10 protein-coding genes are annotated in these 10,747 nt (G+C 75.6%); 6 read left to right on the forward strand and 4 right to left on the reverse strand.

Annotated elements, in window-relative coordinates; genetic code table 11:
* The first annotated feature begins 319 nt into the window (after positions 1-319).
* From efeO to efeU, 3 genes are all read left to right on the forward strand, one after another.
* Positions 320-1,474, forward strand: a complete 1,155-nt coding sequence (gene efeO, locus OO48_RS10695) for an iron uptake system protein EfeO (RefSeq protein WP_033214571.1) — start codon at positions 320-322, stop codon at positions 1,472-1,474.
* 198 nt (positions 1,475-1,672) lie between these two features.
* The gene (gene efeB / locus OO48_RS10700; protein ID WP_033214572.1) at positions 1,673-2,968 is read left to right on the forward strand and encodes an iron uptake transporter deferrochelatase/peroxidase subunit; all 1,296 of its coding nucleotides are present in this window, start codon (positions 1,673-1,675) and stop codon (positions 2,966-2,968) included.
* Positions 2,969-3,012: 44 nt separating this feature from the next.
* Entirely contained in the window at positions 3,013-3,861 is an 849-nt protein-coding gene (efeU, locus tag OO48_RS10705) for an iron uptake transporter permease EfeU (protein WP_033214574.1), read from the forward strand.
* A 119-nt stretch (positions 3,862-3,980) separates the two neighbouring features.
* On the opposite strand, the gene OO48_RS10710 is transcribed toward efeU, so the two are convergent.
* The gene (locus tag OO48_RS10710) at positions 3,981-4,562 is read right to left on the reverse strand and encodes a TetR/AcrR family transcriptional regulator (RefSeq protein ID WP_033214576.1); all 582 of its coding nucleotides are present in this window, start codon (positions 4,560-4,562) and stop codon (positions 3,981-3,983) included.
* A gap of 112 nt (positions 4,563-4,674) precedes the next feature.
* On the opposite strand from OO48_RS10710, the gene OO48_RS10715 reads away from it, so the two are divergent.
* Genes OO48_RS10715 through OO48_RS10720 form a run of 3 tightly spaced genes read left to right on the forward strand, consistent with a single transcriptional unit; the run spans position 4,675 to position 5,923 of the window.
* Complete coding sequence (locus tag OO48_RS10715; protein ID WP_051731988.1) at positions 4,675-5,448, forward strand: SDR family NAD(P)-dependent oxidoreductase; 774 nt, start codon at positions 4,675-4,677, stop codon at positions 5,446-5,448.
* A gap of 26 nt (positions 5,449-5,474) precedes the next feature.
* Positions 5,475-5,603 carry a hypothetical protein gene (locus OO48_RS40630; RefSeq protein WP_280842395.1) on the forward strand — a complete coding sequence of 43 codons (129 nt, stop codon included), beginning with the start codon at positions 5,475-5,477 and terminating at the stop codon, positions 5,601-5,603.
* Between the two features lie 59 nt (positions 5,604-5,662).
* Positions 5,663-5,923, forward strand: coding sequence for a hypothetical protein (locus OO48_RS10720; protein ID WP_033214577.1), 261 nt, complete (start codon positions 5,663-5,665; stop codon positions 5,921-5,923).
* Between the two features lie 35 nt (positions 5,924-5,958).
* Here OO48_RS10720 and OO48_RS10725 read toward each other — a convergent pair whose 3' ends face one another.
* From OO48_RS10725 to OO48_RS10735, 3 genes are read right to left on the reverse strand one after another with little or no spacing between them, the layout of a single operon-like run.
* Positions 5,959-6,936 (reverse strand): sigma-70 family RNA polymerase sigma factor, encoded by a 978-nt coding sequence (locus tag OO48_RS10725; protein WP_033214579.1) that lies wholly within the window; start codon positions 6,934-6,936, stop codon positions 5,959-5,961.
* Positions 6,937-6,982: 46 nt separating this feature from the next.
* On the reverse strand, positions 6,983-7,933 hold the full coding sequence (locus tag OO48_RS10730) for an ABC transporter ATP-binding protein (protein ID WP_033214663.1): 951 nt from the start codon (positions 7,931-7,933) through the stop codon (positions 6,983-6,985).
* A gap of 32 nt (positions 7,934-7,965) precedes the next feature.
* On the reverse strand, positions 7,966-10,707 hold the full coding sequence (locus OO48_RS10735; protein WP_033214580.1) for a hypothetical protein: 2,742 nt from the start codon (positions 10,705-10,707) through the stop codon (positions 7,966-7,968).
* Positions 10,708-10,747 lie beyond the last annotated feature (40 nt).

The raw sequence follows: 10,747 nt of genomic DNA on the forward strand, positions 1-10,747 counted from the left end.
CGGTGTTTCCGGGCCGGGGGTGCGGGGAGCGAGAACGCTCCGCGCGCCCCCGGCGGCGTTCCGGGGCGAGTGGTTCCGGTCACAGGCGGGGCGGGCGCGTGGTTCACGGCATGAGTGAAGTCCCGATGTGGGTACGGGAGTTGGCCGGAAATGACTGGTGGCGCGGGGCGGCGCGGGAGGCCCTCCGCGGCACGGGGTGTCGACCCGGTGCGGCAGGGGACCTAAGGTATGCCTTAGCTTACTGGGCGGTCGCCCCCGGTCCCCCCGGAGCGGCCGCCGCATCGGCCCGACCCCGCGTCCCCTCGTCCCTGGAGTGAGCATGCCCGCCCGTCGTACGTCCGCCGCCGCGTTCCTGGTCCTCGCCGTGGCGGGTGCCGCTCTGGTGGGGTGCTCGAAGAAGGACGACGGCAAGGCCTCCGCGGACGGTGCCGCCGGGCCGGTGCAGGTGACGGCGACGGACAGCGCGTGCGGACTGTCGAAGACCTCCTTCCCGGCCGGGCACGTCGAGTTGGCCGTGGCCAACAAGGGCAGCAAGGTCACCGAGGTGTACGTCTACTCCGACGGCGACAAGATCGTCACCGAGCGGGAGAACATCGGCCCCGGCACCAAGGTGACCATCAACGCCGAGATCAAGGCCGGCACCTACGAGGTGGCCTGCAAGCCGGGCATGACCGGCGACGGCATCCGGCAGAAGATCACCGTCACGGCCGGCGCCTCCGCCTCGGCCAAGGCGGACGACCGGCTGACCCAGGCGGTCGCCGACTACCGGAAGTACGCCCAGGAGCAGGCCGACGCGACCGTCCCGGTGGTGGAGCAGTTCGCCGCCGCGGTCACCGCCGGCGACGTGGAGAAGGCCAAGTCGCTGTTCGCCGCCTCCCGGGTCGGCTGGGAGCGCACCGAGCCGGTGGCCGAGAGCTTCGGCGACATCGACCCGAAGACCGACACCCGCGAGGACGCCCTGGAGGAGGGCCAGGCCTGGACCGGCTGGCACCGCATCGAGAAGTCGCTGTGGGTGGACGGCAGGATCGGTGACGAGGAGAAGACCCTCGCCGCCCAACTGGTCGCCGACCTCAAGGACTGGCAGAAGCGCGTCCCCGAGGCCGAGATCACCCCCACCGGCATGGCCAACGGCGCCAAGGAGCTGCTGGACGAGGTCTCCAAGAACAAGATCACCGGTGAGGAGGACCGCTACAGCCACACCGACCTGTCGGACTTCGCCGCCAACGTCGAGGGCGCCCGCCAGGCATACGAGCTGCTGAAGCCGGTCGCCTCCGAGAACGAGCCGGAGCTGTCCAGGACCCTGGACGCCGAGTTCGAGAAGATCACCGAACTGCTCGGCAAGTACCGGGGCGCCGACGGCACCTACACCTCCTACGACAAGGTCACCGAGGACGAGCGCAAGGCCTTCTCGGACGCGGTGAACTCGCTGGGCGAGCCGCTGTCCAAGCTGGCCGCCGCGGTCGTGGCCAAGTAACGGCCCGCCGGCACGCCGCCCGCCGCACGGCGGCCTGACCCGGCCGGGGACGGCCGGAGACGGTCAAGCCCAGGTCAAGGGGGGCGGGCCGCGCGGGAAGCCCAGGTAAGGGCAGCGTAAGCTAAGTCCTCGTCAGGGTGCTGTCGCGGCCGCGGCAGCACCCGTACCCGGTTTCACGTCCGAGAGGGAACGCCAGAGATGGACGCCGAGAACGAGCAGCAAGCGGCCCCCGCCGAGGGCGGCGGGCAGGCGCAGCGCGCCGGGCTCAGCCGACGGGCCGTCATAGGCTGGGCGGGAGCCGGAGTCGCGCTCGGTGCGGCCGCGGTCGGCACGGTGGCCGCCGCGACCATGTCGGACGGGGACGGCGCCGCCGCACCGCAGACCTCGCCGGAGGTCCCGTTCTACGGCGAGCACCAGTCGGGCATCTCCACCCCCGTCCAGGACCGGCTGCACTTCGCCGCCTTCGACGTGATCACCGACGACCGGGACGCCCTGGTCAAGATGCTCAAGGAGTGGACCAAGGCGGCCGCCTCGATCACCGGCGGCCGCGAGGTCGGCGGCGGCGCGGTCGGCGTCGTCCCCGAGTCGCCGCCGGACGACACCGGCGAGGCGCTCGGCCTGCCCGCCTCCCGGCTCACCCTCACCATCGGCTTCGGGCGGACCCTGTTCGAGAAGGACGGCCAGGACCGGTTCGGGCTGAGGGCCAAGCTGCCCGAGGCGCTGGTCGAGCTGCCCAAGTTCAAGGGCGACCGGCTGGAGGCCGCCCGCAGCGGCGGCGACCTGTGCGTCCAGGCCTGCGCGGACGACCCGCAGGTCGCGGTGCACGCGATCCGCAACCTGGCCCGGATCGGCATGGGCGTGGTCAACGTCCGCTGGTCGCAGCTCGGCTTCGGCAAGACCTCCTCCACCACGCCGGACAGCCAGACCCCGCGCAACCTGATGGGCTTCAAGGACGGCACCCACAACATCGCCGGGACGGACGCCGACTCCCTGGCCCAGCACGTCTGGGTCGCCCCCGGCGACGGCGCCGACTGGATGACCGGCGGCTCCTACCTGGTCGCCCGCCGGATCCGGATGACCATCGAGACCTGGGACCGCTCCTCGCTCAAGGAGCAGGAGGACACCTTCGGCCGCACCAAGATCGAAGGCGCCCCCTACGGCAAGCAGAAGGAGCGCGACGCCCCCGACCTGTCGGCGATGCCCGCCGACTCGCACGTCCGCCTGGCGCACCCCGACAGCAACGGCGGGCTGATGATCCTGCGCCGCGGCTACTCCTTCACCGACGGCACCGACGGCCTCGGCCGCCTGGACGCCGGCCTGTTCTTCCTGGCGTACCAGCGCGACACCCGCAAGGCGTTCGTCCCGCTGCAGACCAAGCTCGCGGCCAACGACAGGCTGAACGAGTACATCACCCACGTCGGATCCGCCCACTTCGCCTGCCCGCCCGGTGTCCGCAAGCCCGGCGAGTGGTGGGGCCAGACCCTCTTCGGCTGACCCCCGCCCCCACTCTTCTGAAGCCCCGAAGGAGGAGAACCGCCGTGTTCGCCAACTACCTGATCGGCCTGCGCGAGGGCCTCGAAGCCAGCCTGGTGGTCTGCATCCTGATCGCCTACCTGGTCAAGACCGGACGCAAGGACCGGCTCGCCCCGGTGTGGATCGGCGTCGGCAGCGCCGTCGCGCTGGCGATGGCCTTCGGCGCGGTGCTGCAGTTCGGCTCCAACCAGTTGTCCTTCGAGGCGAAGGAGGCCCTCGGCGGAAGCCTGTCGATCATCGCCGTCGGCCTGGTCACCTGGATGGTCTTCTGGATGCGCCGCACCGCGCGCCACCTGAAGAGCGAGCTCCAGGGCAAGCTGGACGCCGCGCTCGTGATGGGCACCACCGCGCTGATCGTCACCGCCTTCCTGGCCGTCGGCCGCGAGGGACTGGAGACCGCGCTGTTCATCTGGACCGCCGTCCAGTCCACCGGCGACGGCTGGAGCCCGCTGGCCGGCGCCACCCTCGGCCTGCTCACCTCGGTCGTCCTCGGCTGGCTGTTCTACCGCGGCGCGGTCAAGATCAACCTGGCGAAGTTCTTCACCTGGACCGGCGGCATGCTGGTCGTCGTCGCGGCCGGCGTCCTCGCCTACGGCGTGCACGACCTGCAGGAGGCCGACTGGATCCCCGGCCTGCACGTGCACGCGTTCAACATCTCCAGCACCATCCCCGCCGACAGCTGGTACGGGACGCTGCTGAAGGGCGTGTTCAACTTCCAGCCCGACCCGACCAAGGTCCAGGTCTGGGTCTGGGCGCTGTACCTGGTGCCGACGCTGTACTTCTTCTTCCGCAAGCCCGCGGGCTCCCCGCCGAAGACCGCGGCGCCGGCCCCGACGGGGGCCAAGGCCGCCTGAGCCGACGAGGTGCGGACGAACCGCCCGGCTGCCGCGAGAGCGCGGCGCCGGGCGGTTCCGCTTTGCGCGGTCGGGCGGTCGGGCGGTCGGGCGGTGGCGGCACGGGCGCGGGCCCGGGGTCAGTGCGGCCAGCCGCGCAGGGCGTGGGCGGCGATCAGGTGCAGCCGGTCGGGCGGGGCGCCCTCGGTGGCCTGGACGGCGAGGCCGTAGGTGAGCGCGGCGAGGTGGTCGGCGAGCACCCCGGGGTCGGTGCCGGGAGGGAACTCGCCCGCCAGGGCGGCCTGTTCGAAGCGGGCGCGCAGGGCCTCGCGGTGCGCCGCGCGGCGGGCCGCGCTCTCGGCGCGCACGCCCTCCGCGCCGGGGCCGGTGGCCAGCGCGCCGTGCACCAGCAGGCAGCCGGGCCCCTCCTCGCGGGTGACCACCTCCACGGTGCCGCGCAGCAGGTGCTCGGCGACGGCCCGGGCGGTGGGCTCGGCCAGGGCCTCCCGGGCGTGCCGGGCGGGGCCGCGGTGGTAGCGCTCCAGGCACCGGAGGAACAGCGCCTCCTTGTTGCCGTACGCCGCGTACAGGCTGGGCCGGTTGACGCCCATCGCGGCGGTCAGGTCGGAGAGCGCGGTGCCCTCGTAGCCGTGCCGCCAGAAGACCCGCATGGCGCGCTCCAGCGCCTCGTCGAAGTCGAACGCGCGCGGACGGCCCGTCATCTGGCCCTGCCTTCCCGGGGGTTCGGGCGCTGGCCCGCGATTTCCGTACCGATCGATATGGTAGCGTGCGCGATGTGTACCGAGCGGTACACATATCGGAGGGGAACCCGACATGACGCACCCGCCCACCGCCACCTTCGCGCCCGACGTGCTGGCCGGCCGCACCGCCCTGGTCACCGGCGGCTCGCGCGGCATCGGCGCCGCCACCGCGCTGGCCCTGGCCGCCGCCGGGGCGGACGTCGCGCTCAGCCACAGCGGATCCGCGCCCCGCGCCGAAGAGGTCGTCCGGCGGATCGAGGCGCTCGGGCGGCGGGCCGCCGCCTACAAGGCGGACCAGGGGGACGCCGCCCAGGTCGAGGCCCTGGTCGCCGCCGTCGCCGCGGACTTCGGACGGCTCGACGTGCTGGTCAACAACGCCGGCGTGATAGCCCCCGGGCTCGTCACCGGCGTGGCGGACCCGGACGCGCTGGCCCGGCAGCACGCGGTCAACGTGGGCGGGGTGACCGCCGCCGTTCGGGCCGCCGCGCGCCTGCTCCCCGACGGCGGACGGATCGTCACCATCGGCTCCAACCTGGCCGCCCGCCCCGGCCGGCCCGGACTCGCCGACTACGCCGCCACCAAGGCCGCCGTCGTCGCCTGGAGCCGCGCCGCCGCCCAGGAGCTCGCCCCCCGCGCCATCACCGTCAACGTGGTGCAGCCCGGCTCCACCGACACCGAGATGAACCCCCAGGACGGCCCGAACGCCGCCGTCCAGCGCGCCGCCAACGCCCTGGGGCGCTACGGCCGCCCCGAGGAGGTCGCCGCCGCGGTGGTCTTCCTCGCCACGCCCGCCGCCGCGTTCATCACCGGCAGCGTGCTCGCCGTCGACGGCGGCTACTTCGTCTGACCAGGCCCGGGCCGACACCCGCCGGGGTGGCCGCCAGCCCGTCGCGAATCGTGGAGGGGGAGGCCGGTACGGGCGTCCAGGAACGGCCCGAGGTCGGCGCGGAGGCGCTGCGGCAGGCCTGCGCGACGGCCTTCGACTGGTGGCAGTACGGCTGACCCCGGGGGGAATCCCGGCCGGGCGATGAGTTCCGCGCCCCCGGGCGGTCAGCACAGGCATGGAGACCCTGGAACTCGCCCTGCACCCCGAGGCGGAGGCGCGGCTCGACGCGCTGCTCGCCGGCCCGGTGCGCCCCGTCCGTGTCGCGCTGCTGGTGGGGGAGGTGGCCCGGCCCGGGCCCGCCGACCTCCAGCGGATCGGGCGGCTGGCGGTGCGGGTGCGGCGGGCGGGCCACCAGGTGGTGCTGCGCGGGGCCGGGCCCCGACTGCGGCTGCTGCTGCGGCTCACCGGGCTGGACGAGGCACTGCCCGTGGAGTGAGCGCGCCCGTCCGCCGCGGGCGGGGCCGGGCGCGGTCAGGCGCGCGGGTCGGCGGTCAGCCGCATCGGCAGGCCCCACAGCGGGAACAGCCGCTCCACGTCCATGTGGTTGGTCATGGTGGCGATCCGGCCGTCGACGATCTCCACCAGGGTGATGCCCCACGGCGTCCACCCCTCGCCGTCCTCGGCCGGGCGGTACTGGGCGAAGGCCGGCGTGCCGTTGGCCTCCACCGGCAGCAGCCGGGAGCCCGCGCAGCCGCAGCCCGCGCCCTGCCACCACTCGCCCAGCTCGACCACGCCCCGCACCCACATCTGGAACGGCGGCATGTTCAGCACCGCGTCCTCGTGCAGCAGCCGCTTCAACGCCTCGATGTCGAAGGACTCGAACGCCTCGACGTACCGGGACAGCAGGGAGCGCTGCGTCTCGTCCAGCGGATCGAAGGTGTCGCCCGCCGGGCCCTGGGCGGCCATCGTCGCCCGGGCCCGCTGCAGGGCGCTGTTCACCGACGCCACCGACGTCTCCAGCAGCTCCGCCGTCTCCGCCGCCGACCAGGCCAGCACCTCGCGCAGGATCAGCACCGCCCGCTGCCGGGCCGGGAGCTTCTGCAGCGCCGACACGAACGCCAGCCGGATCGACTCCCGCCCCACCGCGACGTCCGCCGGATCCCCCGACAGCACCCGCGCGTCCGGCACCGGGCCGACCCAGACGTTCTCCTCCAACTGCGCCAAGTCCGGCGCGTTCGCCGGGCACGGCGAGGTCAGGTCCATCGGACGGGCCCGGCGCTGCGCCGCCGGGGCCATGTCCAGGCACACGTTGGTGGCGATCCGGTACAGCCACGTCCGCAGCGCGGAGCGGCCCTCGAACCCGTCGAACTTCGACCAGGCGCGCAGCAGCGTCTCCTGCACCGCGTCCTCCGCCTCGAACGCCGAGCCCAGCATCCGGTAGCAGTACGCCGTCAACTCCCGCCGGAACGGCTCCAGCCGCTCCGCCACCCCGTCACGATCCATGATCATTGGCACGGTCCCCAGCATAGGACGCGCCACCGACAGCCGGGAGGGCTCAGCCGGAGGCGTCGGGGCGCAGCGCGATGTGGTCGGCGGCGAGGTCGGCGGCGACCCGGTGCTCCATGCCGAGGGCGGCCAGGAAGGCGGCCGGGAGCTGGACGCGGCCGGTGCGGTCGAGCATCACGTACTCGCGTTCGCTGACCGTCTCGGTGCCGTGCTCGTCGACCTCGGTGCGGCGCAGCACCTCGCTGGCGGTGCGGCCGTCGCGGATCGCCACCGTGCGGCGCACCTCGCTCGCCACCATCGGGTCGTGGGTCACGATGACCACGGTGGTGCCCAGTTCGCGGTTGACGGTCCGGAAGGCGTCGAAGATGCCGGTGGCGGTCTCGGTGTCCAGCTCGCCGGTCGGCTCGTCCGCCAGCAGCACGGCGGGCTCGTTGGCGAGCGCCACCGCGATCGCCACCCGCTGCTGCTGCCCGCCGGAGAGCTCGGCCGGGCGGCGGTGGGCCAGTTCGCCGATGCCCAGGGCCTCCAACAGGTCGGTGACGCGGGCGCGTCGGCGCTTGGCGGCGCGGTGGCCGGAGCGCAACTGCACCGGCAGCGCCACGTTCTGCGCGGCCGTCAGGAACGGCAGCAGGTTGCGGGCCGTCTGCTGCCAGACGAAGCCCACCACCTCGCGCCGGTAGCGCAGCCGCTCCTTCGCGGACATCGCCAGCAGGTCGCAGCCGTCCACGGTGGCACTGCCCGCCGTCGGCGCGTCCAGCCCGGCCAGGACGTTCAGCAGCGTCGACTTGCCGCTGCCGGACGCCCCCACCAGCGCCACCAGGTCGCCCCGGTCCACCGTCAGGTCCAGGCCCTGGAGCGCCTGCACCTCGACGCCGTCCGTGGTGAAGATCCGGACCAGCCGCTCGCAGGCGATCGCCAGGTCGGCCCGGACCGTCCGGGGCGCGGCCGCGGCCAGCGCCCGGCGCCGCAGCTCCTCCAGGCTCGGGGGCGGGGTGTTCATCGGGTCGTCCCTTCCGACGGACGGGGTGGTGGTCATCGGGCGTCGCCCGCGCGCAGTTCGGCGGCGATCTGCCGGCGGGCGGTGACGGCGGCCTCGGCCAGCACCGCCAGCGACGCCAGCAGGGCCAGGCCCGCGGCCTGGCGGACGACCGGCGCGGCCAGCAGCCGCGGCCCGGTCGGGAGGCCGGCGCCGACCAGCGGCGAGAGGTCCAGCGCCGGGCCCAGCAGGAGCAGGCAGCCGACCGCGACCAGCGCCCCGCCCAGGGCGGCGACCAGCGCCTGCGGCAGCACCTCGGCCAGCACCAGGGCCAGCCCCTGCCGCGGCCGCAGCCCCATCGTGCGCAGCCGGGCCAGCACCGCCGCCCGCTCCGGACCGGCCCGCAGCAGCGTCAACAGCAGCGCCAGCAGCGCGAACAGCGCCGTCGCGCCGACCGACAGCCAGAACAGCCGCACCGACGACGCCTGCAACGGGTCGTCGCCGAGCGCCGCGGCCTCCCCGGCGGCGGTCCGCACCCGGTGCCCCGGGTGCCCGGCCGCGGCCGGCGGACCGAGGAAGCGCTCGGCCAGCGCCCGCAGCGCCGCGTCGTCCGGCCGCCCGACGGCCAGCCACTCGTCCGGGCCGCCGAACCGGGGCAGCAGGTCGGCGGCGGCCACCGACGACAGCAGGACGGTGGGCCCGGCCGCACCCGTCAGCGCGGGCGTGCCGTCGGCCACGGCCACCGTGCGGACCTGCACCGGTTCGCCGCCCGCCAGCCGCAGGTCGAAGGTGCCCGCCGGCAGGTCGCCGCTGACCACCACCGGCAGCGGCCCGCCGCCCGCCGGGGCGGCCAGCGCCGCCGGATCGAACCGGCCCCGCCCGGCCGTCCCGGCGAGCCGCGCGTACCGGACCGGATCGGCCACCACCACGTTCACCCGGACCGAGGCGCCGGCACCGACCGACATCGTCACGTCGTCCTCGATCCACACCGGCAGCGAGGTCTCCACCCCGGGCAGCCGGGCCGCCGCGTCCAGGAACGGCTGCGGCAGCGCGCCGTTCAGGCCCGCGCTCACCGAGGCGTCGCCGCCCAGGCCGTACCTGGCCACCCGCATCCGGTCCGCGGCCACCGAACCCAGCACGTCCGCGCCGACCGCGCCGCAGGCCACCGCCAGCACCAGCCCCAGCAGCGGCAGCACCGAGGGACGCGACCGCGCCCCGCCACCGCCCCGGGCCGCCCGCGCCAGGCCCAGGAAACCCACCGCCCCCGGCCGCCGCCCCGCCCACCGCGCCAGCCACCCCACCAGCACCGGCTGCACCCGGGCCAGCAGCAGCGCCCCGCACAGCGACAGCAGCAGCGGCGCCGCCACCAGCAGCGGATCCACCCCCCCGCCCAGCGGCGACACCCCGCGCCGGGCCAGTTGGGCCACCGCCGCCGCGGTCACCGCCAGCACCACGCCCTCGGCCGACAGCCGGAGCCGCCCGCGCCGGGCCCCGCCGCCCGCGCCGCGCAGCAGCAGCGCCGCCCGCACCGGGAGGGCCAGCAGCGCCAGCAGCGTCACCGCGCCCGCCGCGACCACCGCCGGACCCCAGCGCGGCGTCGGCAGCAGCACGAGGGCCGCCGCCCCGCCCAGCACCGCCGCGGGCAGCACGGTCAGCGCCCCCTCGCCCAGCAGCCGCCACAGCACCCCGCCGATCCCGGCGCCCCGGGCCCGCAGCAGCCGCAGCTCACCCGCCCGCCGCTCCACCCCCAGCGCCGCCGCCAGGCACAGCACCACGGCCGCCACCCCCGCCGCCCCGGCCGGGCCGACCGCCGTGATCGAGTCGATCGTGGCCTGCCGCTGCCGGGCGGTGTCGATCGCCTCCCGCAGCCCCGAGCCGATCCGCACGTCCGGCCGCCCCGCAGTGGTGGCCACCCGCACGGCGACCGGCCCCGCGGTGACCGTCGCCAGCGCGGCGGAGACCGCCTCCAACCGGTCCGCCCGCAGCGCGTCCACCCGCACCGGCAGCCGCCAGAAGTCCTCCACCGCGCCGCCCCAGGTGCCCAGCCGGGACACCGACTCCGGGCCGGTCAGCGCGACGGCGTACCAGTACGCCATCGGCAGTTCCCCCGGGCCGTGCGTGGGCGTCAGGTTCCGGCAGACCCCGACCGCGCACCGCAGTTCGGCCCAGAACGGGTCGGCCGGGTCGTCGACGGTGTACAGGCCCACCACCCGCACCCGCTGCGGCTTCAGCGGGGTAGCCGGGAACAGCACCGAGGCGTCGCCGTCGAGCACCGCGCCCAGCCCCGCCTTCACCGTCTCGGCGGTGGACACCGACAGCGCGACCGGCACCGGCTCCCCGTCCGCCGCGCCGCCCGGCCACTGGCCGGCCGTCAGCCGGACGTGCTCGCGCGCCCCGTGCTGGTACACCAGGGCGAACTCGGGCGCGGTGCCCTCCGGGCGGTCCAGCGCGGGGTCGGGCAGCGAACGCGGCTGCAGGGCCCGGCGCCCGTACACCGGGGCGCCCTCGTCCAGCGGCAGCATTGGGCCGACCAGGCCGGTCAGCTCCGCCAGGGTGTCGTCCAACTGCCCGGCCGGATCGCCGCCGCCGGGCCGCGGGTCGCCGGTCACCACCACGCTGGTGCCGACCGGGCCGTACCCGTGCAGGAAACCGCGCAGCGCGCCGTCCGCGCCCCGGTCCAGCGCCCGGGGCAGCGCGGCCGCCAGGAAGGCCAGGACCAGCGCCAGGGCGGCGGTGAGCAGGGCGGCCAGCGGCGCGGTGCGCAGCCGGGTGCGGACCCAGGGGGCGGGGGTGCTCATCGCTCCTCCACGGGGCGCGGACGGGCCGGGGGACGGCGGG

This window comes from Kitasatospora phosalacinea, assembly GCF_000716545.1.
GTDB lineage: Bacteria > Actinomycetota > Actinomycetes > Streptomycetales > Streptomycetaceae > Kitasatospora > Kitasatospora phosalacinea.